We start from the raw sequence: 22,058 nt of genomic DNA on the forward strand, positions 1-22,058 counted from the left end.
AATAAGGTTATTGAACCAAAAACAGGTGTCGTTATGAATCGTTTTATTATGGCCAACAGCCAGCAGTGTATAGGGTGTCGTGCCTGCGAAGTGGCCTGCGTGATGGCGCACAACGATGAACAACATGTGCTGAGCGAGCGCCATTTTCATCCCCGCATTTCTGTCCTGAAATCTGGCGCGAAGAGCACGCCTGTAACCTGTCACCATTGCGAAAACGCGCCCTGCGCGCAGAGCTGCCCGAACGGGGCCATCAGCAAATGCGATGACAGCGTACAGGTGAATCAACAAAAATGCATTGGCTGTAAAGCCTGCGTGGTCGCCTGTCCGTTCGGCACGATGGAGATCGTTGTTACGCCTCTCGACAAGGGCAACGTAAAAGCCTCGGCGCATAAATGCGATCTTTGCCACACGCGCCTACAGGGCCCGGCCTGCATCGAAAATTGTCCGGCACAGGTGCTTACCCTGGCGACGCCCGCCGTGCTGAATCACCTGGCGAAAACCCGCCGCCAGCGCACCGCCCGTCAGGAAGCGCAGCCCTGGCACGACGAGGCGGTCAGACCAGACCTGCCGCGTACCCGGCTTGAGCAGATGAGAAACACACCGCCACGCGGGGAGCCGGATAAACTCGCCGCGAATGCACGTGTCAGCCATTTTCAGGAGATCTACCTGCCGTTTCGGGCAGAGCAGGCCTCGCGTGAGGCGTCGCGCTGCCTGAAGTGCGGCGAACACAGCATTTGTGAATGGACCTGTCCGTTGCATAACCATATCCCCCAGTGGATTGAACGCGTTAAAGCGGGGGATATCGCCGGGGCGGTTGAGCTTTCACACCAGACCAACTGTTTACCTGAAATTACCGGCCGCGTCTGTCCGCAGGACCGATTATGTGAAGGCGCCTGCACCGTGCGTGATGTCTCGGGCGCGGTCACCATTGGCAACATCGAGCGCTATATCTCTGACCAGGCGCTGGCGATGGGCTGGAAGCCGGATCTGAGCGGCGTGACGCCGGTTGATAAACGTGTGGCGGTGATCGGTGCGGGGCCTGCGGGGCTCGCCTGTGCCGACGTGCTGGCGCGCAGCGGCGTGAGCGTCACGGTCTATGATCGGCACCCGGAGATTGGCGGCTTGCTGACGTTTGGTATCCCGGCCTTTAAGCTCGATAAATCGCTGCTCGCACGGCGCAGGGAGATATTCACAGCCATGGGGATCCAGTTCGTTCTGAACTGCGACGTCGGACAGGATGTGCCGATGTCACAGCTGCAACGCGAATACGACGCCCTGTTTATTGGCGTGGGAACCTATCGTTCCATGAAAGCGGGTATTGCGCATGAAGATGCGCCCGGCGTCTATGACGCGTTACCTTTCCTGGTGGCAAACACCCGCCACGTGATGGGGCTTGAGGCGACAACCAAAGCGCCATTTATCGATACCCGGGGGCTGAACGTGGTAGTGCTCGGCGGGGGCGATACCGCCATGGACTGTGTCCGCACCGCGTTACGTCACGGTGCGGCGAAGGTAACCTGTGCCTACCGCCGGGATGAAGCCAATATGCCGGGCTCGAAAAAAGAGGTGAAGAATGCGAAGGAAGAGGGCGCCGCGTTTGAATTTAACGTTCAGCCCGTGGAGTTAACCCTGGCACCAGACGGGCAGGTCAATGGCCTTCGTATGCTGCGTACCGAACTCGGCGAAGCGGATGCGCAGGGGCGTCGTCGGCCGGTGCCGATAGCGGGCAGCGAGTTTGTGATGCCTGCGGATGCGGTGATCATGGCATTTGGTTTCAATCCGCACGAGATGCCGTGGCTGCAGGCGCAGGGCGTTGAGACGGATAGCTGGGGGCGAATTATTGCCTCGGTGGAGAGTCGCTATCGTTATCAGACCTCTAACCCGCAAATTTTCGCAGGCGGTGACGCCGTACGCGGTGCAGATTTAGTGGTCACCGCCATGGCGGAAGGGCGGCATGCCGCGCAGGGGATCCTCGACTGGCTGGGCGTCAGCGCGTCAAAAACGCATTAAATCGGGTGGGCGACAAAGTGGGGTTCACGGCGTAATATAGGCAGACTCATTGTGTCGTGGAGCCCGTATGACCCTGAAAATTGACGTTATCAAAGACAAAATCCTTTCTGATAATTACTTTGTCCTGCGTAACATCACCTATGATTTAACGCGCAGTAACGGGGACGTGATCCGCCACAAACGTGAGGTTTACGACCGCGGCAATGGGGCAACCATTCTGCTTTATAATCGTGAAAAGCAGAGCGTGGTGCTGATCCGCCAGTTCAGGGTAGCGACATGGGTCAATGGCAATCCGGACGGACGGCTGATTGAAACCTGCGCTGGTCTGCTGGATGACGATGAGCCGGAAGTCTGTATCCGCAAAGAAGCCATCGAGGAGACGGGCTTTGAAGTGGGTGAGGTTAAAAAAGTTTTCGAACTGTTTATGTCACCCGGCGGCGTGACGGAAATCGTCCATTTCTTTATCGCCGAATACAGCGATGCGCATCGTATCCATCAGGGCGGTGGCGTGGAAGATGAAGATATCGAGGTGCTGGAGTTACCGTTTGTCCGGGCGCTGGAGATGATCCGTTCCGGGGAAATTAAAGATGGTAAGGCTGTAATATTACTGCAGTATTTACAAACAACCGGGCTGATGGCTCCCTCTTTCGAACGTGTGTAGTTTGTTTTTCGGATAAATCTATCCGATAAATCCGATTGAGCAACCCCGGCGGGAACACGAAGATACTGCCCAGTTAAGCGTTTTCGTTCCGGGACTGTGCCATTCATGCGCTACTGCGTTTTTATTCTTTTCCTGATTTGCGTGCTCCCCGCACCGTTGGTGTGGGCTGCACCTGCCCAGCAATCATTCTCAGACTGGCAGGTGACCTGTAATAACCAGAATTTTTGCCTGGCACGCAACACGGGTGAACACCGCGATCTGGTGATGACGCTTAGCCGTAGCGCCGGGGCGAAAACCGATGCCTCGCTGCGTCTCGATCTCGGCGGCCTTTCAGCCCCTTCCGTCAAAGAGCTTGCTATTGCGCCGCGCCTGCTGCTGGATGGCGTGCCAGTCACGCTGGACCGTCAGCACTGGCAGTTAACGCCATGGCATCTGAAAACGGACGATGCCGCGACCATCACTGCATTTCTCAAGCATATCCAGGAAGGGAAAGCGCTAACCCTGCGTGATGGCAAGCAGGCGATCTCCCTGAGCGGCCTGAAGGCGGCGCTGTTGTTTATCGATGCGCAGCAAAAGCGTGTCGGCAGCGAAACCGCCTGGATTAAAAAAGGTGACGATCCGCCGTTAAGCGTACCGCCCGCACCGGCCCTGAAAAAGGTGGCGGTCGTGAATCCTACCCCGACACCGCTCTCCCATGCCGAACTCAACGACCTGCTGGACTACGGTACCTGGCGGATGAATAACAGCCAGTGCTCGCTCGATCCCAACCGGCGGGAAGTGCGTGTTACCGCGCTCACCGATGACAAAGCGCTGCTGATCGTCAGTTGCGAAGCGGGGGCCTATAACACCGTCGATCTGGCCTGGCTGGTGTCACGTAAAAAACCGTTCTCTTCCCGTAGCGTCAGGCTGCGCCTGCCGTTTACGCCATCCAGCGGCAGCAGTGAAATGGAGTTAATGAACGCCCGCTTCGATGAGAAAACGCGTGAGTTGACCACCCTGGCGTTAGGACGGGGGATTGCCGACTGCGGGATCCAGACGCGCTGGCGTTTTGACGGCCAGCGCTTCCGTCTGGTGCGTTATGCCGAGGAGCCCAGCTGCGATAACTGGAATGGGCCAGATGCCTGGCCCACGTTGTGGATCACACGCTAGTTTTGCCGGGGGGCGGTTACGCTTACCGGGCACGCAGGCCGCACTAAAGCACGCTTAACGCCTTCTCAACGACGTTCTCAACGGTAAAGCCGAAATACGGGAACAGTTTGTCGGCCGGCGCCGATTCACCGTATCCCCGCATGCCGACAATGGCCCCTTTCAGCCCGACATATTTGTACCAGTAGTCGACAATGCCGGCCTCAACCGCCACGCGGGCCGTCACGCTGGATGGCAGGACCGATTCACGATACGCCTCATCCTGTGCGTCAAAGATGTCGGTTGAGGGCAGGGAAACCACGCGCACCGCGTGACCTTCGGCCGTCAGTTTCTCTGCCGCTTTGACGGTGATCTCCACCTCGGAACCGGTGGCAATCAGGATCACATCCGGCTTGCCGCCGCTGTCCTTCAGAATGTAACCGCCGCGGGCAATGTTTTTTACCTGCTCCGGCGTGCGCTCAATCTGCGCCAGGTTCTGACGCGACAGGATCAGCGCCGTCGGTCCATTATGGCGCTCTACCGCCAGCTTCCAGCCCACCGCGGCCTCGACCTGATCGCACGGACGCCAGGTGCTAAAGTTTGGCGTCAGGCGCAGGCTCGCCAGTTGTTCAACCGCCTGGTGAGTGGGGCCGTCTTCCCCAAGCCCGATGGAGTCATGGGTATACACCATAATCTGTCGCGCTTTCATCAGGGCCGCCATGCGCGCGGCGTTACGGGCGTATTCCACAAACATCAGGAAGGTGGCGGTGTAGGGCACAAAGCCCCCGTGATGGGCGATGCCGTTGGCAATGGCGGTCATCCCGAACTCGCGTACGCCGTAGTGAATATAGTTTCCGGCGATATTCTCTTTCAGCGATGTCGAGCCAGACCAGATGGTCAGGTTGCTGGGGGCCAGATCCGCCGAGCCGCCCAGCAGTTCAGGCAGGATTGGGCCAATCGCATTCAGGGTGTTTTGCGACGCCTTACGGGTGGCGATTTTGGCCGGGTTGGATTGCAGGTTTTCAATCAGCGCCTGCGTTTTCTCTTCCCAGTCCTCCGGTAAACCTCCGCTCATGCGGCGGGTGAACTCGGCCGCCAGCTCCGGGTAGGCCTGTTTGTAGGCGGCAAATTTCTCGTTCCAGGCGTGCTGGGCTTTTTCACCCTCTTCACGGGCATCCCAGGCGCGGTAAATCTCTTTCGGAATTTCGAACGGCGGATATTTCCAGCCCAGTTTCTGCCGGGTCAGCGCCACTTCTTCATCACCCAGCGCCGCCCCGTGTGCCTCTTCTTTACCTGCCTTGTTTGGCGAGCCAAAGCCGATAACCGTGCGGCAGATAATCAGCGACGGTTTGTCCTTCACGCTCTGCGCTTCCTGAATCGCTTTTTTCACCGCCTCGGGATCGTGGCCGTCAATTTCATGCACCACATGCCAGTGATAGGCCTCAAACCGTTTTGCCGTGTCGTCGGTAAACCAGCCCTCGGTTTCCCCGTCAATGGAGATGCCGTTGTGGTCATAGAAGCCAATCAGCTTGCCCAGCCCCAGCGTGCCCGCCAGCGAACAGACTTCATGGGAGATCCCCTCCATCAGACAGCCGTCACCCATAAAGACGTACGTGTAGTGATCGACGATGTCATGGCCCGGCTGGTTAAACTGCGCGCCGAGCGTGCGTTCCGCAATGGCCAGCCCAACGGCGTTGGCTAAGCCCTGTCCCAGCGGCCCGGTAGTGGTTTCCACCCCTGGCGTATAGCCAATCTCCGGGTGGCCGGGGGTTTTTGAGTGCAACTGGCGGAAGTTTTTCAGCTCTTCGAGCGGCAGATCGTAGCCCGACAAATGCAGCAGACTGTAGAGCAGCATCGACGCGTGGCCGTTAGAGAGAATAAAACGGTCGCGATCGTACCAGGTGGGGTCGTTGGGGTTGTGCTTCAGAAAGTCATTCCACAACACTTCGGCAATATCTGCCATGCCCATCGGTGCGCCAGGGTGGCCGGAATTGGCTTTCTGCACGGCATCCATACTGAGGGCGCGAATGGCATTGGCTAACTCTTTACGGGACATAGTTCACTCCGTGGCAAGGTTAAAGTTTGGCGGCGAGAAGATCTTCAAGTTTGCGCTGGTCGACAGCGAACTGGCGGATGCCGTCCGCCAGTTTTTCCACGGCCATTGGGTCCTGATTGTGCTCCCAACGGAATTCCGCTTCGGTCATGGCTTTCGGTTTGGGTAATACGGTGGATGTGGGCACCAGCTTACGGATCACCGTTTCGTCGCTCTCCTGCAGCTTTTTCAGCAGGTCAGGGGAGATGGTCAGGCGGTCACACCCTGCCAACGCCAGGATCTGCTCAGTACGGCGGAAGCTGGCCCCCATGACGATAGTCTCGTAGCGGTGCTGTTTGTAGTAGTCGTAAATATTACGTACTGACTTCACGCCCGGGTCTTCCTCCACCACGTACGGATCCATCGGCTGTTTTGCCTGATACCAGTCGTAGATGCGCCCGACGAACGGTGAGATCAGGAATACGCCCGCTTCGGCACAGGCGCGTGCCTGCGCAAACGAGAACAGCAGCGTCAGGTTGCAGTGGATCCCCTCTTTTTCCAGCACTTCTGCCGCGCGGATGCCTTCCCAGGTGGAGGCGAGCTTAATCAGAATGCGTGATTTGTCGATCCCCTGCTCCTGGTAGAGTTCGACGAGGCGGCGGGCTTTATTGATGCTCTTCTCTTTATCGAAGGAGAGGCGGGCGTCGACTTCGGTGGAGACGCGCCCCGGGATGCTTTTCAGAATTTCCGCACCGAAATTAACCGCCAGCTTGTCACTGGCTTCGGCAACCTGTTGTTCCTGGGTTTTACCGCGCTGTTTGCCATAGGCAATGGCGTCATCAATCAGGTGACTGAAATGGGCAAGTCCTGCCGCTTTGAGCAGCAGCGACGGGTTGGTGGTTGCGTCTTCAGGCTGGTAGTGCCGAATCGACTCGATATCGCCGCTGTCTGCAACCACGGTAGTGAATTGTTTGATGCCGTCAAGTTGGTTCATAAGTCATGACTCCTTGAAAATAAAAGCGTTAGGCGAGTGCGTTAGTTCACACTTCTGGAAAAATCATGATGGACTTAACAAAAAAGCATAGCAGACGGGGGAGGCATTGCTTTTGAGACGGGTAACATGGCTGTTATAAATTGATAACAATTTTTAATGTGTGATGGTGAGAGTTTGGCAGCCTTCAAAGTTTATGCGGCAGCCTGCGGCGATACTATCTGACCGATACGTAAAAGGAATAACAAGATGGACGATCAGTTAAAACAGAGTGCCCTTGATTTTCATGAGTTTCCTGTCCCGGGTAAAATCCAGGTTTCCCCGACAAAACCGCTGGCAACCCAGCGCGACCTGGCGCTGGCCTACTCGCCGGGCGTGGCGGCACCGTGTCTCGAAATTGAAAAAGATCCGCTGGCCGCCTACAAATATACCGCGCGCGGCAACCTGGTCGCCGTGATCTCTAACGGTACGGCGGTGCTGGGCCTGGGCAACATTGGTGCGCTGGCCGGTAAGCCTGTGATGGAAGGGAAGGGCGTTCTGTTCAAGAAATTCGCCGGTATCGACGTGTTTGATATCGAAGTGGACGAACACGATCCCGATAAATTCATCAACGTCGTGGCGGCGCTGGAGCCGACTTTTGGCGGTATTAACCTCGAAGACATCAAAGCGCCGGAATGTTTCTACATTGAGCAGAAACTGCGTGAACGTATGAACATTCCCGTGTTCCATGATGACCAGCACGGGACGGCGATCATCAGCACTGCCGCCATTCTTAACGGTCTGCGCGTGGTGGAGAAAAATCTCTCTGACGTGCGCATGGTAGTTTCCGGCGCGGGTGCGGCGGCCATTGCCTGTATGAACCTGCTGGTGGCGCTCGGGATGCAGAAACACAACATTGTGGTCTGCGACTCCAAAGGGGTGATCTACAAAAACCGCGAGCCGAACATGGCGGAAACCAAAGCAGCCTACGCGGTGGACGACGACGGCAAGCGTACGCTTGAGGAGGTCATTGACGGCGCGGATATCTTCCTGGGCTGTTCAGGCCCGAAAGTGCTGACCCAGGAGATGGTGAAGAAGATGGCACGTGCGCCAATGATTCTGGCGCTGGCGAACCCCGAGCCGGAAATCCTGCCGCCGCTGGCGAAAGCGGTGCGTGAAGATGCCATCATCTGTACCGGTCGCTCCGACTACCCGAACCAGGTGAACAACGTGCTCTGCTTCCCGTTCATCTTCCGTGGGGCGCTGGACGTCGGCGCGACGGCCATCAACGAAGAGATGAAGCTGGCGGCGGTGCACGCCATTGCGGAGCTGGCACACGCCGAGCAGAGCGAAGTGGTCGCTTCAGCCTATGGCGATCAGGATCTGAGCTTTGGCCCGGACTACATCATTCCAAAACCGTTCGACCCGCGTCTGATTGTCAAAATCGCGCCAGCGGTCGCGAAAGCGGCAATGGACTCCGGCGTGGCAACGCGACCTATTACTGATTTCGATGCTTACGTGGATAAGCTCACCGAGTTTGTCTACAAAACCAACCTGTTTATGAAGCCGATCTTCTCTCAGGCGCGTACCGATGCGAAGCGGGTGGTGCTGGCGGAAGGGGAAGAGGCGCGCGTGCTGCACGCCACGCAGGAGCTGATCACCTTAGGGCTGGCGAAGCCGATCCTGATTGGCCGCCCGAGCGTTATTGAAATGCGTATCCAGAAACTGGGCCTGCAGATCAAACCGGGTGTTGATTTTGAGATCGTGAATAACGAATCCGACCCGCGCTTTAAAGAGTACTGGAGCGAATACTACGCGATCATGAAGCGTCGCGGGATCACTCAGGAGCAGGCGCAGCGGGCGGTGATCAGCAACACCACGGTGATTGGCGCAATCATGGTTCATCGCGGCGAGGCGGATGCGCTGATCTGCGGCACCATCGGTGATTACCACGAGCATTTCAGCGTGGTGCAGGAGATCTTCGGCTATCGCGACGGTGTGCACACGGCCGGGGCGATGAACGCGCTGCTGCTGCCAAGCGGTAACACCTTTATCGCCGATACCTACGTCAACGACGATCCAACCCCGGACGAGCTGGCGGAGATCACCGTGATGGCGGCCGAAACCGTGCGTCGCTTTGGTATCGAACCGAAGGTGGCGCTGCTGTCGCACTCTAACTTCGGCTCCTCTAAATCTGCTGCGGCCTGCAAAATGCGACAGACGCTGGAGCTGGTTCGCGAGCGCGCGCCGGAGCTGATGATTGACGGTGAGATGCACGGCGACGCTGCGCTGGTGGAGAGCATCCGCAACGAACGTATGCCGGACAGTCCGCTGAAAGGCTCAGCGAATATCCTGATTATGCCAAACGTGGAAGCGGCGCGTATCAGCTACAACCTGCTGCGCGTCTCCAGCTCTGAAGGGGTGACCGTGGGGCCGGTGCTGATGGGGGTGGCGAAACCGGTGCATGTGTTAACGCCGATTGCCTCTGTACGCCGTATCGTGAACATGGTGGCGCTGGCGGTAGTGGAGGCGCAGACGCAGCCGCTGTGATTTATTGCCCTCTCCCTTAGGGAGAGGGCCGGGGTGAGGGGGGTTAAACCCAGTCCCGAACCTGAATAAACTCACTCAGGGCAGCCTCCGGGCTGCCTTCTTTTGGCGCGTAGCAGTACTCCCAGCGCACCAGCGGCGGCATCGACATCAGAATCGACTCTGTGCGCCCGCCGGTCTGCAGGCCAAACAGCGTTCCGCGATCCCACACCAGGTTGAACTCCACGTAGCGCCCGCGACGGTAAAGCTGGAACTCGCGTTCACGCACACCGTAGTCGGTGTTTTTACGCCGTTCAACAATGGGCAGATAGGCGTCGGTATAGCCTTCGCCCACCGCGCGCATAAAGCTGAACGCGGTATCAAAATCAGGCGTGTTCAGATCGTCAAAGAACAGCCCGCCAATACCGCGCTGTTCGTCGCGGTGTTTTAAGTAAAAGTAGTCGTCGCACCACTTTTTGTATTTCGGGTAAACGTCTTCGCCAAACGGCAGGCAGAGGTCGCGCGCGGTGGTGTGCCAGTGCACGGCATCCTCTTCAAAGCCGTAGTAGGGGGTCATGTCGAAACCGCCCCCGAACCACCAGACCGGATCGGCCCCCGGTTTTTCCGCGATGAAAAAACGCACGTTGGCGTGGCTGGTCGGGACAAACGGGTTGTGCGGGTGTACCACCAGCGAAACGCCCATTGCTTCGAAGCTCCGGCCCGCCAGTTCAGGACGATGCGCCGTCGCAGAGGCAGGCATCGCATCACCGTGAACATGAGAGAAATTGACGCCAGCCTGTTCGAAGATACCGCCGTTTCGCAATACGCGGCTACGCCCACCGCCACCGGCTTCGCGCTGCCAGTTATCTTCCTGAAAGTCACCGCCGTCTACGGCGGCCAGTTTCTGGCAAATCTCATCCTGCAACTGCAGCAGGAAGGATTTGACCCGCTTTGCATTCGGTTTCATCAACGTTTCCTGGAGTGCGCTTTTTGATTATCGAACCAGTTAAAGTAACTGATAATGCCGGAGGCGATGGCACTGGCGATCTTCTGGCGAAACGCCGTGGTGCCGAGCAGACGTTCTTCCTCCGGGTTGGTAATAAAAGAGGTTTCGACCAGTACGGAGGGAATTGACGGTGACTTCAGCACCACAAACGCTGCCTGCTCGGTACTCCTGCTGTGCAGGCGATGCACCGGCTTAATCTTCTTCAGGATGTGCGAGCCGAGCGTCAGGCTGTTTTTAATGGTGTCCGTCTGCACAAGGTCAAACAGCACCTGCTGTAACAGATGATCTTTGTCGGTCGCTTTTTTTCCGGCCACCTCATCCGCGCGGTTTTCACGGTCCGAGAGGTATTTTGCCATGGCGCTACTGGCCCCACGGTTGGAGAGGGCGAACACTGACGCACCCGCCGCCGACGGGTTGGTAAAGCCGTCCGCGTGAATGGACATAAACAGATCGGCCCCGTGCTGGTGGGCAATCTCCACGCGGTCATACAGCGGAATAAATGTATCGCCCGTGCGCGTCAGACGGGCGTCAATGCCGTTGCTGCGTAAAATCGATCGCACATTTTTTGCAATCGCCAGTACAACATGTTTTTCTTTCGAACCGTTTTTGCCAATGGCACCGGTATCAATACCGCCGTGGCCCGGGTCGAGCATCACCAGACGCTTCGCGCCCGGTTTTTTTGCTTTGGGTTTGCTGTGTCCGTTACTGGTTTTAAGCGTGCTCTCTTCTTTTGCCTGAGCCTGCTGTGCGATGCCCGTTAACGTTAAGGCCGCCAGCCCCGCTTTGAGAACCTGACGACGCGATGTGAGTGCTTTTAATGGTTTGAATGTGCTCATGCGGCCTGAATAGTAAAAATTGCGGTCCTGGTGTTATATCGTATCGCGTTTAGCGTTACGACAGTCCTTATTGAGAATTGTTTTACTTTTCATTTCAATACGTGACAAAGTGACATTATGCCAAATTTTGGCGAGATTTTCCCCGGTTATTGGCTAAATGCACGCTTCGCGCCATAATCACTGTTTTTAAACCCGAAAAGGCGGTTAATACCATGGAGATACGCGTTTTTCGCCAGGAAGATTTCGAAGAGGTGATCACCCTTTGGGAGCGCTGCGATTTGCTGCGTCCGTGGAACGATCCAGAGATGGACATTGAGCGTAAGCTAAATCACGACGTCAGTCTGTTTCTGGTGGCGGAAGTGAACGGCGAAGTGGTGGGCACGGTGATGGGCGGTTACGACGGCCATCGCGGCTCTGCTTATTATCTGGGCGTTCACCCGGAATACCGGGGGCGCGGCATTGCCAACGCGCTGCTCAATCGTCTTGAGAAAAAACTGATCGCTCGCGGTTGTCCAAAAATTCAGATCATGGTGCGCGAAGATAACGACGTGGTGCTGGGCATGTATGAACGTCTGGGCTATGAACACGCTGACGTGCTGAGCTTAGGTAAGCGTCTGATCGAAGATGAAGAGTATTGAGATCCACCCGGCAGATTACGACGCGCAGGGGCGTGTCAGGCTGCCTTTCTTATTCTGGTGCGTACTGTTGCTGCAGGCCCGCACCTGGGTGCTGTTTGTCATGGCCGCCGCGTCCCGCGGGCAGGGCGATACATTACTGACGCTCTTTTATCCCGATCACGACGCCTTTTGGCTCGGCCTGTTACCGGGCGTACCGGCGGTGGTGACGTTTTTGTGCAGCGGCCGACGACAGGCGATCCCACGGCTTTGGCGTGCGCTTCGCTGGCTGCTGATCCTGGCCCAGATTGCGCTGCTCTGCTGGCAGCCTGTGCTCTGGTGGTACGGTGAACCGCTTACGGGCATCGGCATTGCGCTGGTGGTGGCCGATATCGTGGCGCTGCTGTGGCTGCTGACTAACCCCCGCTTACGCGCCTGTTTTACGCATGAGTCAGATTAACGCGGCACTTTTTGCCGATGCTGCACTCCAACAAGCGTTGATTTAACACGTAAGGACGTTTCAATGAAATCGCTGCGTTTACTTTTATGCGCTCTCCCGCTGGCGTTAACCGGCTGTTCAACGCTCTCCTCTATTAACTGGTCGGCCGCTTATCCGTGGAACTGGTTTGGCTCTTCGCTGGAGGTCACCGAACAGGGCGTGGGCAACATTACCGCCGCGACGGCGCTGGATCAGGACGCGCTTCAGGCGGCCCTGAGCAGCGACTATCGTCTGCGCAGCGGCATGAAAACTGAAAACGGCACTATCGTGCGTTACTTCGAAGCGCTGAAGGGAGACAAACTGGCGCTGGTGATTAACGGCGATAAAGGCACGGTAAACCGTATTGCCGTGCTGGACGATGCCATCCCGACGGCGAGCGGCGTGAAGGTTGGCACGCCGTTTAGCGATCTTTATAAACAGGCTTTCGGCAATTGCGCCAGCGCGCCTTCAGACGATGGTGTGGCGGTGCAATGTAAAGCACCGGACAGCCAGCACATCAGCTACCTCTTTACCGGAACCTGGAGCGGCCCGGAAGGGTTAATGCCGTCTGACGACACGCTGAAAAACTGGAAAGTGAGCAAAATACTCTGGCAGCAGTAATTTGCGCCTGAACAATCCGTCTCGCTGAAATCCGGGTATAATACCCGCCATCAATGCCACGTTGTCGTGGCATCTTTATTTCAGGAGGAGCGATGTCTCAGGTTCAGAGTGGCATTTTGCCAGAACATTGCCGCGCGGCGATTTGGATTGAAGCCAATGTGAAAGGGGATGTGGATGCCCTGCGTGCGGCCAGTAAAGCGTTTGTGGATAAACTGGCCACCTTCCAGGCCAAATTCCCGGATGCCCATCTGGGTGCTGTGGTGGCCTTTGGTAATAACGTCTGGCGTCAGCTGAGCGGTGGTGAAGGGGCGGAAGAGTTAAAAGACTTTATCCCTTACGGTAAAGGCCTGGCACCGGCAACCCAGTACGATGTGTTGATCCATATTCTCTCTCTGCGTCACGACGTAAACTTCTCCGTTGCCCAGGCGGCGGTAGCGGCGTTTGGTGACAGCATTGACGTTCAGGAAGAAGTCCACGGTTTCCGCTGGGTGGAAGAGCGTGACCTGAGCGGCTTTGTCGACGGGACAGAAAACCCGGCAGGTGAAGAGACGCGCCGTGAAGTGGCGGTCATCAAGGACGGTGTGGACGCAGGCGGCAGCTACGTATTTGTTCAGCGCTGGGAGCATAACCTTAAGCAGCTTAACCGCATGAGTGTGCAGGACCAGGAGATGATGATTGGCCGTACCAAAGAGGCCAACGAAGAGATCGACGGCGACGAACGCCCGGTGACCTCGCACCTGAGCCGCGTTGACCTCAAGGAAGACGGTAAAGGGCTGAAGATTGTTCGCCAGAGCCTGCCGTATGGCACCGCAAGCGGAACGCATGGCCTCTACTTCTGTGCCTACTGCGCGCGTCTGTACAATATTGAGCAACAGTTGCTGAGCATGTTCGGCGATACCGACGGTAAGCGTGACGCCATGCTGCGCTTCACCAAACCGGTCACCGGCGGCTACTACTTCGCACCATCCATTGAGCGTCTGCTGGCGCTGTAATTCCCTTTCTCCCTCTCCCTCCGGGAGAGGGTTGGGGTGAGGGCAACAGGCCGCACCCTTATTCCCTTTTCTGCTTGTAAATCACCAAACGGTATATAAAACCGTTACTCCTTTCGTCCTCGTTATAAATATTATGACTATAAGATAGTCATCACATTTATAAGGGTGCGCAATGGCCGTTACTGTACTGAAAAAAGGATCCCTGGCACTGGCAGGTTTACTGCTGGTGGCACAGGCGCAGGCGACTGAGCTGCTGAACAGCTCATATGACGTCTCCCGCGAGCTGTTTGCCGCCCTTAACCCGCCGTTTGAGCAGCAGTGGGCGAAAGACAATAACGGTGACAAGCTGACCATCAAACAGTCTCACGCCGGTTCGTCCAAACAGGCGCTGGCGATCCTTCAGGGACTGAAAGCGGATGTGGTGACCTACAACCAGGTGACCGATGTGCAGATCCTGCATGACAAAGGCAAGCTCATCCCGGCCGACTGGCAGAGCCGTTTACCAAACAACAGCTCGCCGTTCTACTCCACCATGGGCTTCCTGGTGCGCAAGGGCAACCCAAAGAATATCCACGACTGGAGCGATCTGGTTCGTTCTGACGTAAAGCTGATTTTCCCGAACCCAAAAACCTCCGGCAACGCGCGTTATACCTATTTAGCGGCGTGGGGCGCGGCGGACAAGGCTGACGGTAACGATAAGGCCAAAACCGAGCAGTTCATGACCCAGTTCCTGAAAAACGTCGAAGTGTTTGATACCGGCGGCCGCGGAGCAACGACAACCTTCGCAGAACGCGGTCTGGGCGATGTGCTGATTAGCTTTGAATCGGAAGTGAACAACATCCGCAAACAGTATGAAGCGCAGGGCTTTGAGGTCGTTATCCCGAAAACCAACATCCTGGCCGAGTTCCCGGTGGCGTGGGTGGATAAAAACGTGCAGGCAAACGGCACCGAGAAAGCGGCAAAAGCCTATCTCAACTACCTGTACAGCCCACAGGCGCAGACCATCATTACCGATTACTACTATCGCGTGAACAACCCTGACGTGATGAAAAAACTGAAAGATAAATTCCCGCAGACTGCGCTGTTCCGCGTGGAGGATCATTTCGGCTCCTGGCCTGAGGTGATGAAAACGCATTTTGCCAGCGGCGGTGAATTAGACAAATTGCTGGCGGCGGGGCGTAAGTAATGTTTGCCGTATCGACTAAACGCGTGCTGCCGGGTTTTACCTTAAGCCTCGGGACCAGCCTGCTGTTCGTCTGCCTGATTTTGTTGTTGCCGCTCAGCGCGCTGGTGATGCAGCTTGCGCAGATGAGCTGGTCCCAGTACTGGGAAGTGGTCACCAACCCGCAGGTCGTTGCAGCCTATAAAGTCACGCTGCTGTCGGCGTTTGTGGCCTCGATTTTCAACGGCGTGTTTGGCCTGCTGATGGCGTGGATTTTAACCCGCTATCGCTTCCCGGGCCGCACGCTGCTCGATGCATTGATGGATTTACCCTTTGCTCTGCCGACCGCCGTTGCCGGTTTAACGCTGGCGTCACTTTTCTCCGTCAACGGGTTGTACGGTGAGTGGCTGGCGAAGTTTGACATCAAAGTGACCTATACCTGGCTTGGTATCGCGGTGGCGATGGCCTTTACCAGCATTCCGTTTGTGGTGCGTACCGTACAGCCGGTGCTCGAAGAGTTAGGCCCGGAATATGAAGAGGCGGCAGAAACGCTGGGGGCTACACGCTGGCAGAGCTTCCGTAAAGTTGTCCTGCCTGAGCTGTCCCCGGCGCTGATGGCGGGGGTGGCGCTGTCGTTTACCCGTAGCCTCGGCGAGTTCGGTGCGGTCATTTTTATCGCCGGTAACATTGCGTGGAAAACAGAAGTGACATCGCTGATGATTTTTATCCGTTTGCAGGAGTTTGATTACCCGGCGGCGAGCGCCATTGCCTCGGTCATTCTTGCCGCATCGTTGCTGCTGCTCTACTCAATCAACACTCTGCAAAGTCGCTTTGGTCGACGTGTGGTAGGTCACTGATGGCGGAAGTTACTCAATTGAAGCGATACGACGCGCCCCGCATCAACTGGGGGAAATGGTTTCTGATTGGTACGGGCGTGCTGGTTTCCGCTCTTATCCTCGTGGTACCGACAATCTATATTTTCGTTCAGGCGTTCAGTAAAGGGATCATGCCCGCGCTGGAAAACCTGGCGGACCCGGATATGCTGCACGCCATCTGGCTGACCGTGCTGATTGCGCTGATCACGGTGCCGGTCAACCTGGTGTTTGGTACGCTGCTGGCCTGGCTGGTGACGCGCTTTAACTTCCCGGGGCGTCAGATGCTGCTGACGCTGCTGGATATCCCGTTTGCCGTCTCCCCGGTGGTTGCGGGTCTGGTTTACCTGCTGTTTTACGGCTCCAACGGGCCGCTGGGTGGCTGGCTGGATGAGCACAACCTGCAGGTGATGTTTGCCTGGCCGGGTATGGTGCTGGTGACCATCTTTGTGACCTGTCCGTTTGTGGTGCGTGAACTGGTGCCGGTGATGTTAAGCCAGGGGAGCAACGAAGACGAAGCGGCTGTGCTGCTGGGCGCGTCTGGCTGGCAGATGTTCCGCCGCGTCACGCTGCCGAATATTCGTTGGGCACTGCTCTATGGTGTGGTGCTGACCAACGCGCGCGCAATTGGTGAGTTCGGTGCGGTGTCGGTGGTATCCGGTTCCATTCGAGGTGAAACCCTGTCGCTGCCGTTACAGATTGAACTGCTGCAGCAGGATTACAACACCATCGGCTCCTTTACCGCCGCAGCGTTGCTGACGCTGATGGCTATTTTGACCCTGTTTTTGAAGAGTGTGGTGCAGTGGCGTTTAGAGAATCAGGAAAAACGTCAGCATCAGGAGGGAAATCATGAGCATTGAGATTGCCAATATTAAGAAGTCTTTTGGTCGCACCCAGGTGCTGAATGATATCTCGCTGGATATCCCTTCCGGACAAATGGTGGCGCTGCTGGGGCCATCTGGCTCGGGCAAAACCACGCTGCTGCGTATTATCGCCGGTCTTGAGCATCAGACCAGCGGGCATATCCGTTTTCACGGCACCGACGTGAGCCGCCTGCATGCCCGCGATCGCAAAGTCGGCTTTGTGTTCCAGCATTACGCACTGTTCCGCCATATGACGGTGTTCGACAATATCGCCTTTGGCCTGACCGTTCTTCCTAAGCGTGAGCGTCCGGACGCGGCAACCATCAAAGCGAAGGTGACCAAACTGCTGGAGATGGTGCAGCTGGCCCACCTGGCTGACCGTTTCCCGGCGCAGCTTTCCGGCGGCCAGAAACAGCGCGTCGCGCTGGCCCGTGCGCTGGCGGTTGAACCGCAAATTCTGCTGCTGGATGAGCCGTTCGGGGCGCTGGATGCGCAGGTGCGTAAAGAGCTTCGTCGCTGGCTGCGTCAGTTGCATGAAGAGCTGAAATTCACCAGCGTGTTCGTCACTCACGACCAGGAAGAGGCGATGGAAGTCGCGGATCGCGTGGTGGTAATGAGCCAGGGGAATATTGAGCAGGTTGATGAGCCAGAGCAGCTCTGGCGTGAACCTGCGACCCGTTTTGTGCTGGAGTTTATGGGCGAAGTTAACCGTCTGCAGGGCACCGTACGGGGTGGGCAATTCCACGTCGGGGCACACCGTTGGCCGCTGGGATACACGCCAGCCCATCAGGGGCCGGTGGATCTGTTCCTGCGCCCATGGGAAGTGGATGTCAGCCGTCGAACCAGCCTGGATTCACCGCTGCCGGTGCAGGTGCTGGAAGCTAGCCCTAAAGGGCACTACACGCAAATGGTGGTACAACCGCTGGGCTGGTATACCGAGCCGCTGACGGTGGTAATGCGCGATGAAGAGGCGCCACACCGGGGGGAACGCCTGTTTGTGGGGCTACAGCATGCCCGTATTTATCACGGTAACCAGCGCATCGAGACGCGTGAGGATGTTGCTCTGGCGGAGTCAGCCTGATAGGTTATTAGGATGTTTATCGCCCGGTGGCGCTGCGCTGACCGGGCCTACAGCTAAAACTGCGTCTTGTAGGCCGGGTAAGCGAAGCGCCACCCGGCTTTTTTATTGAGTAAAAATCGTGAATACACTCGAACACACCATCGGCAACACTCCTCTGGTCAAGCTCCAGCGCATGGGGCCGGACAACGGCAACGAAATCTGGGTCAAACTCGAAGGCAATAACCCGGCGGGGTCGGTCAAAGACCGCGCGGCACTGTCGATGATTGTTCAGGCCGAAACGCGCGGTGAAATTAAGCCTGGCGACGTGCTCATTGAGGCCACCAGCGGGAATACCGGCATTGCGCTGGCGATGATTGCCGCGCTGAAAGGCTACCGCATGAAGCTGCTGATGCCGGACAACATGAGCCAGGAGCGTCGCGCCGCGATGCGGGCCTACGGTGCCGAGCTGATACTGGTGACCAAAGAGCAAGGGATGGAAGGGGCGCGCGACTTAGCGCTGGCGATGGCTGAGCGTGGTGAAGGCAAGCTGCTGGATCAGTTCAACAATCCGGATAACCCCTACGCCCACTACACGACCACAGGCCCGGAAATCTGGCAACAAACCGACGGACGTATCACCCATTTTGTCTCCAGTATGGGCACCACCGGCACCATTACCGGCGTGTCGCGTTTTCTGCGTGAGCAGGAAAAACCGGTCACCATTGTCGGTCTGCAGCCGGAAGAGGGGAGCAGCATTCCCGGTATTCGCCGCTGGCCGGCAGAGTATATGCCGGGCATCTTTAATGCTCAGCTGGTGGATCAGGTGCTGGATATTCATCAGCGCGAGGCGGAGAATACCATGCGTGAGCTGGCGGTACGTGAAGGCATCTTCTGCGGGGTCAGTTCAGGTGGCGCGGTAGCTGGCGCGATGCGGGTGGCGCAGGAGAACCCTGGTGCAGTGGTGGTGGCGATTATCTGCGACCGCGGCGATCGCTATCTGTCTACCGGCGTCTTTGGTGAAGAGAGTTATTCGCAGGGGGCGGGGATTTAAGCGTCATGGAGATGATTCTATTCCGGGATAACACCCGGGCGCAGCAAACCGATATTGTCGCCGTACAGTCGCAGGTGGTGTACGGCAGCGTGGGGAACAGCATTGCGGTACCGAATATTCGCACCCACCGGCTGAATGTGACCGCCGTGCCGACGGTGCTGTTCAGCAACACGCCGCACTATGACACCTTTTACGGTGGAGTGATCCCGGATGAGTGGTTCAGCGGCTACCTGAAGGCGCTGGAAGAGCGCGAGATCCTGCGCGAGCTTAAGGCGGTTACCACCGGCTATATGGGCAGCGCCAGCCAGATCGTTCTGCTGGCGCAGTGGCTGAAGGCGATCAAGGTGCAGCATCCGGACCTGCTGGTGCTGGTCGATCCGGTGATCGGGGATATCGACAGCGGGATGTACGTTAAACCTGATATTCCTGAGGCGTATCGTGAGCATCTGCTGCCGCTGGCACAGGGCATTACGCCCAACGTGTTTGAACTGGAAGTGTTAAGCGGTAAACCGTGCCGCACGCCAGAGAGCGCCATCGCCGCCGCGCAGGGGCTGCTTTCCGATACGCTGAAATGGGTGGCGATAACCAGTGCGCCAGTGGCCGACGACCCGCAGAATATTCACGTCGTGCTGGTGAGTAAAGAGGGCGTTACCGTAAGCGCGCACCCGCGCGTCGAGACGGATCTGAAAGGCACGGGCGATCTGTTCTGTTCAGAACTGGTCAGCGGTATCGTGGGGGGAAAAACCGTTGCTGATGCCATACGCATGGCAGGCGATCGGGTGACTGACGTCATGATCTATACGCAGTCGAAAGGTTACGACGAGCTTATCCTCCCCGCATAAACAAAAATGGCGCCCGAAGGCGCCATTTTTCTGTGCGGCAAGAATTACTTCTTGATGCGGATAACCGGGGTTTCACCCACGGTGACGCTGCCAGACAGTTTGATCAGTTCTTTGATTTCGTCCATGTTGGAGATAACAACCGGAGTCAGGGTAGACTTCGCTTTTTCTTCCAGCAGTGGCAGATCGAATTCAATCACCGGGTCGCCAACTTTCACACGCTGGCCTTCTTCTGCGATACGTTTGAAGCCTTCGCCTTTCAGTTCAACGGTGTCGATACCGAAGTGAACGAACAGTTCGATACCGCTATCAGATTCGATAGAGAACGCATGGTTGGTTTCAAAAATTTTACCGATGGTGCCGTCAACTGGAGCAACCATTTTGTTGCCAGTTGGTTTGATAGCAATGCCATCACCAACGATTTTCTCAGCAAACACTACATCCGGCACGTCTTCGATGTTGACGATCTCGCCGGAGAGCGGAGCAACAATCTCAATAGTTCCGGAGTCTTTCTTATCATCAGAAACCAGAGATTTCAGTTTATCGAACAAACCCATGATCTTCTCCTAAGCAGTAATTTGGGCCGCATCTCGTGGATTAGCAGATTGTTTTTTCTTCAATGAACTTGTTAACCAGCGTCATTAACTCGTCCGTTGTCGGTTGAGCAAGAGCCTGCTCTGCTAACACCTTCGCATCTTCGAAGTTCGTGTTACGGATAATCTTCTTAATGCGCGGGATGGAAATGGCGCTCATAGAGAATTCGTCCAGACCCATACCCAGCAACAGAAGTGTAGCACGTTCGTCGCCTGCAAGCTCACCACACATGCCAGTCCATTTACCTTCTGCATGAGAAGCATCAATAACTTGCTTGATCAAGTTCAGTACGGACGGTGACATTGGCTGGTAGAGATGTGAAATCATATCATTACCACGGTCAACTGCCAGGGTGTACTGCGTTAAATCATTGGTGCCGATACTAAAGAAATCAACTTCTTTGGCTAAATGACGCGCAATGGTCGCGGCTGCCGGTGTTTCCACCATCACGCCGATCTCAATTGACTCGTCAAATGCTTTACCTTCGTCACGCAGTTCCTGTTTGTAGATCTCGATCTCTTTCTTCAGTGCACGCACTTCTTCAACAGAGATGATCATCGGGAACATAATGCGCAGCTTGCCGAAAGCAGAGGCACGCAGAATCGCACGCACCTGGTCACGTAGGATCTCTTTACGATCCATGGCGATACGCACTGCACGCCAGCCCAGGAACGGGTTCTCTTCTTTCGGGAAGTTCATATACGGCAGCTCTTTGTCGCCACCGATGTCCATGGTACGGACGATAACGGCCTGAGAGCCGCAGGCTTCAGCCACCGCTTTGTACGCTGCAAACTGCTCTTCTTCAGTTGGCAGGGCATCACGGTCCATGAACAGGAATTCAGTACGATACAGACCCACACCTTCCGCACCGTTGCGCTCAGCGCCATCGACGTCGCGTACGGTACCGATGTTAGCGCACACTTCTACCTGATGGCCGTCCAGCGTAATAGCTGGCAGGTCTTTCAGTTTAGCGAGCTCCGCTTTCTCGGTCGCAACCTGCTCCTGAACGGCGCGCAGTTTCTCGATCTCTTCGTTGGTTGGGTTGACGTAAACCATGTTGTTTACGGCATCCAGAATCAGATAGTCGTCGTTTTTCACCTGAGAGGTGACGCTACCGGTACCCACGATGGCAGGCAGTTCCAGAGAACGCGCCATGATTGAGGTGTGGGAGGTACGGCCACCGGCGTCGGTGATGAAACCCAGCACCTTGTTCAGGTTCAGCTGTGCGGTTTCAGACGGGGTCAGGTCAGCGGCAACCAGGATCACTTCGTCCTGAATCGCGCTCAGATCGATAATGGCCAGACCCAGGATGTTGCGCAGCAGACGCTTACCGATATCACGTACGTCGGCCGCACGTTCTTTCAGGTATTCATCATCCAGTTCTTCCAGGGCAGTTGCCTGACCTTCGATAACTTCATGGGCAGCCGCGTCGGCCGTCATGCCTTTATCTTTAATCAGGGCTATGATTTCCTGCTCCAGCTCCTCATCTTCGAGCAGCATGATGTGCCCTTCGAAGATAGCTTCTTTTTCTTCACCGAAAGTTTCGCCAGCTTTAGTTTTGATCGCTTCCAGTTGCGCAGATGCCTTGGCACGACCGCTCAGAAAACGTTCAACTTCCTGATCAACCTTGTCGGCAGAAATTTTTTTCCGGTCGATGACGATCTCGTCTTCTTTCAGCAGCAGTGCTTTGCCGAAAGCGATACCCGGGGATGCTAAAATGCCTGAAATCATAACCCTACCTTACTT

20 protein-coding genes are annotated in these 22,058 nt (G+C 56.4%); 14 read left to right on the top strand and 6 right to left on the bottom strand.

Going from position 1 to position 22,058, the window contains the following annotated elements; translation table 11 throughout:
* Window positions 1–33 precede the first annotated feature (33 nt).
* The 3 genes from aegA to NQ842_RS07425 all read left to right on the top strand — a co-directional run bounded on the left by aegA (window position 34) and on the right by NQ842_RS07425 (window position 3,820).
* Window positions 34–2,010 carry a formate-dependent uric acid utilization protein AegA gene (gene aegA, locus NQ842_RS07415; RefSeq protein WP_306672648.1) on the top strand — a complete coding sequence of 659 codons (1,977 nt, stop codon included), beginning with the start codon at window positions 34–36 and terminating at the stop codon, window positions 2,008–2,010.
* 67 nt (window positions 2,011–2,077) lie between these two features.
* Entirely contained in the window at window positions 2,078–2,671 is a 594-nt protein-coding gene (gene nudK / locus NQ842_RS07420; protein WP_153907754.1) for a GDP-mannose pyrophosphatase NudK, read from the top strand.
* A 105-nt stretch (window positions 2,672–2,776) separates the two neighbouring features.
* On the top strand, window positions 2,777–3,820 hold the full coding sequence (locus NQ842_RS07425; protein WP_257256687.1) for a DUF1176 domain-containing protein: 1,044 nt from the start codon (window positions 2,777–2,779) through the stop codon (window positions 3,818–3,820).
* 43 nt (window positions 3,821–3,863) lie between these two features.
* Here NQ842_RS07425 and tkt read toward each other — a convergent pair whose 3' ends face one another.
* Both tkt and tal read right to left on the bottom strand, forming a co-directional pair.
* Window positions 3,864–5,852, bottom strand: a complete 1,989-nt coding sequence (gene tkt / locus NQ842_RS07430; RefSeq protein WP_047361156.1) for a transketolase — start codon at window positions 5,850–5,852, stop codon at window positions 3,864–3,866.
* Window positions 5,853–5,871: 19 nt separating this feature from the next.
* Window positions 5,872–6,822, bottom strand: a complete 951-nt coding sequence (gene tal / locus NQ842_RS07435; RefSeq protein ID WP_014832846.1) for a transaldolase — start codon at window positions 6,820–6,822, stop codon at window positions 5,872–5,874.
* 246 nt (window positions 6,823–7,068) lie between these two features.
* On the opposite strand from tal, the gene maeB reads away from it, so the two are divergent.
* Window positions 7,069–9,348: an NADP-dependent oxaloacetate-decarboxylating malate dehydrogenase gene (gene maeB, locus NQ842_RS07440; protein WP_192544420.1), complete on the top strand. Its 2,280-nt coding sequence runs from the start codon at window positions 7,069–7,071 to the stop codon at window positions 9,346–9,348.
* 43 nt (window positions 9,349–9,391) lie between these two features.
* Here the strand turns inward: maeB and hemF are convergent, their stop codons facing one another.
* Both hemF and amiA read right to left on the bottom strand, forming a co-directional pair.
* Entirely contained in the window at window positions 9,392–10,291 is a 900-nt protein-coding gene (gene hemF, locus NQ842_RS07445) for an oxygen-dependent coproporphyrinogen oxidase (RefSeq protein ID WP_047361155.1), read from the bottom strand.
* Entirely contained in the window at window positions 10,291–11,166 is an 876-nt protein-coding gene (amiA, locus tag NQ842_RS07450; protein ID WP_014832843.1) for an N-acetylmuramoyl-L-alanine amidase AmiA, read from the bottom strand. Before amiA ends, hemF begins: the two co-directional genes overlap by 1 nt.
* Before the next feature lie 212 nt (window positions 11,167–11,378).
* On the opposite strand from amiA, the gene NQ842_RS07455 reads away from it, so the two are divergent.
* The 10 genes from NQ842_RS07455 (at window position 11,379) to pdxK (ending at window position 19,721) form a co-directional block, all read left to right on the top strand.
* Window positions 11,379–11,804 (top strand): GNAT family acetyltransferase, encoded by a 426-nt coding sequence (locus NQ842_RS07455; protein WP_014832842.1) that lies wholly within the window; start codon window positions 11,379–11,381, stop codon window positions 11,802–11,804.
* Complete coding sequence (locus tag NQ842_RS07460; RefSeq protein ID WP_014832841.1) at window positions 11,791–12,240, top strand: DUF2919 domain-containing protein; 450 nt, start codon at window positions 11,791–11,793, stop codon at window positions 12,238–12,240. Before NQ842_RS07455 ends, NQ842_RS07460 begins: the two co-directional genes overlap by 14 nt.
* 63 nt (window positions 12,241–12,303) lie before the next feature.
* Complete coding sequence (locus NQ842_RS07465) at window positions 12,304–12,879, top strand: RpoE-regulated lipoprotein (protein ID WP_257256688.1); 576 nt, start codon at window positions 12,304–12,306, stop codon at window positions 12,877–12,879.
* A gap of 92 nt (window positions 12,880–12,971) precedes the next feature.
* Window positions 12,972–13,871 carry a Dyp-type peroxidase gene (locus NQ842_RS07470; protein ID WP_014832839.1) on the top strand — a complete coding sequence of 300 codons (900 nt, stop codon included), beginning with the start codon at window positions 12,972–12,974 and terminating at the stop codon, window positions 13,869–13,871.
* Between the two features lie 172 nt (window positions 13,872–14,043).
* Window positions 14,044–15,057 (top strand): thiosulfate/sulfate ABC transporter substrate-binding protein CysP, encoded by a 1,014-nt coding sequence (gene cysP / locus NQ842_RS07475; protein ID WP_046888241.1) that lies wholly within the window; start codon window positions 14,044–14,046, stop codon window positions 15,055–15,057.
* Window positions 15,057–15,890: a sulfate/thiosulfate ABC transporter permease CysT gene (gene cysT, locus NQ842_RS07480; protein WP_014832837.1), complete on the top strand. Its 834-nt coding sequence runs from the start codon at window positions 15,057–15,059 to the stop codon at window positions 15,888–15,890. The genes cysP and cysT overlap by 1 nt, the downstream gene beginning before the upstream one ends.
* Window positions 15,890–16,765 carry a sulfate/thiosulfate ABC transporter permease CysW gene (gene cysW, locus NQ842_RS07485; protein ID WP_014832836.1) on the top strand — a complete coding sequence of 292 codons (876 nt, stop codon included), beginning with the start codon at window positions 15,890–15,892 and terminating at the stop codon, window positions 16,763–16,765. The genes cysT and cysW overlap by 1 nt, the downstream gene beginning before the upstream one ends.
* Window positions 16,755–17,849 carry a sulfate/thiosulfate ABC transporter ATP-binding protein CysA gene (cysA, locus tag NQ842_RS07490; RefSeq protein WP_014832835.1) on the top strand — a complete coding sequence of 365 codons (1,095 nt, stop codon included), beginning with the start codon at window positions 16,755–16,757 and terminating at the stop codon, window positions 17,847–17,849. Before cysW ends, cysA begins: the two co-directional genes overlap by 11 nt.
* 118 nt (window positions 17,850–17,967) lie before the next feature.
* On the top strand, window positions 17,968–18,879 hold the full coding sequence (cysM, locus tag NQ842_RS07495; protein WP_257256689.1) for a cysteine synthase CysM: 912 nt from the start codon (window positions 17,968–17,970) through the stop codon (window positions 18,877–18,879).
* 5 nt (window positions 18,880–18,884) lie between these two features.
* Window positions 18,885–19,721 (top strand): pyridoxine/pyridoxal/pyridoxamine kinase, encoded by an 837-nt coding sequence (pdxK, locus tag NQ842_RS07500; RefSeq protein WP_014832833.1) that lies wholly within the window; start codon window positions 18,885–18,887, stop codon window positions 19,719–19,721.
* 44 nt (window positions 19,722–19,765) lie between these two features.
* Here the strand turns inward: pdxK and crr are convergent, their stop codons facing one another.
* Both crr and ptsI read right to left on the bottom strand, forming a co-directional pair.
* Window positions 19,766–20,275: a PTS glucose transporter subunit IIA gene (crr, locus tag NQ842_RS07505; protein WP_003861316.1), complete on the bottom strand. Its 510-nt coding sequence runs from the start codon at window positions 20,273–20,275 to the stop codon at window positions 19,766–19,768.
* 40 nt (window positions 20,276–20,315) lie between these two features.
* The gene (gene ptsI, locus NQ842_RS07510) at window positions 20,316–22,043 is read right to left on the bottom strand and encodes a phosphoenolpyruvate-protein phosphotransferase PtsI (protein WP_014832832.1); all 1,728 of its coding nucleotides are present in this window, start codon (window positions 22,041–22,043) and stop codon (window positions 20,316–20,318) included.
* Between the last annotated feature and the right edge of the window lie 15 nt (window positions 22,044–22,058).

The sequence above is a fragment of the Enterobacter cloacae complex sp. R_G8 genome (assembly GCF_024599795.1).
Taxonomy (GTDB): domain Bacteria; phylum Pseudomonadota; class Gammaproteobacteria; order Enterobacterales; family Enterobacteriaceae; genus Enterobacter; species Enterobacter dissolvens.

Coding starts and splice junctions, on each gene's coding strand:
- aegA (WP_306672648.1), top strand. CDS start 34: ATGAATCGTTTTATTATGGCCAACAGCCAGCAGTGTATAGGGTGTCGT.
- nudK (WP_153907754.1), top strand. CDS start 2,078: ATGACCCTGAAAATTGACGTTATCAAAGACAAAATCCTTTCTGATAAT.
- NQ842_RS07425 (WP_257256687.1), top strand. CDS start 2,777: ATGCGCTACTGCGTTTTTATTCTTTTCCTGATTTGCGTGCTCCCCGCA.
- tkt (WP_047361156.1), bottom strand. CDS start 5,852: ATGTCCCGTAAAGAGTTAGCCAATGCCATTCGCGCCCTCAGTATGGAT.
- tal (WP_014832846.1), bottom strand. CDS start 6,822: ATGAACCAACTTGACGGCATCAAACAATTCACTACCGTGGTTGCAGAC.
- maeB (WP_192544420.1), top strand. CDS start 7,069: ATGGACGATCAGTTAAAACAGAGTGCCCTTGATTTTCATGAGTTTCCT.
- hemF (WP_047361155.1), bottom strand. CDS start 10,291: ATGAAACCGAATGCAAAGCGGGTCAAATCCTTCCTGCTGCAGTTGCAG.
- amiA (WP_014832843.1), bottom strand. CDS start 11,166: ATGAGCACATTCAAACCATTAAAAGCACTCACATCGCGTCGTCAGGTT.
- NQ842_RS07455 (WP_014832842.1), top strand. CDS start 11,379: ATGGAGATACGCGTTTTTCGCCAGGAAGATTTCGAAGAGGTGATCACC.
- NQ842_RS07460 (WP_014832841.1), top strand. CDS start 11,791: ATGAAGAGTATTGAGATCCACCCGGCAGATTACGACGCGCAGGGGCGT.
- NQ842_RS07465 (WP_257256688.1), top strand. CDS start 12,304: ATGAAATCGCTGCGTTTACTTTTATGCGCTCTCCCGCTGGCGTTAACC.
- NQ842_RS07470 (WP_014832839.1), top strand. CDS start 12,972: ATGTCTCAGGTTCAGAGTGGCATTTTGCCAGAACATTGCCGCGCGGCG.
- cysP (WP_046888241.1), top strand. CDS start 14,044: ATGGCCGTTACTGTACTGAAAAAAGGATCCCTGGCACTGGCAGGTTTA.
- cysT (WP_014832837.1), top strand. CDS start 15,057: ATGTTTGCCGTATCGACTAAACGCGTGCTGCCGGGTTTTACCTTAAGC.
- cysW (WP_014832836.1), top strand. CDS start 15,890: ATGGCGGAAGTTACTCAATTGAAGCGATACGACGCGCCCCGCATCAAC.
- cysA (WP_014832835.1), top strand. CDS start 16,755: ATGAGCATTGAGATTGCCAATATTAAGAAGTCTTTTGGTCGCACCCAG.
- pdxK (WP_014832833.1), top strand. CDS start 18,885: ATGGAGATGATTCTATTCCGGGATAACACCCGGGCGCAGCAAACCGAT.
- crr (WP_003861316.1), bottom strand. CDS start 20,275: ATGGGTTTGTTCGATAAACTGAAATCTCTGGTTTCTGATGATAAGAAA.
- ptsI (WP_014832832.1), bottom strand. CDS start 22,043: ATGATTTCAGGCATTTTAGCATCCCCGGGTATCGCTTTCGGCAAAGCA.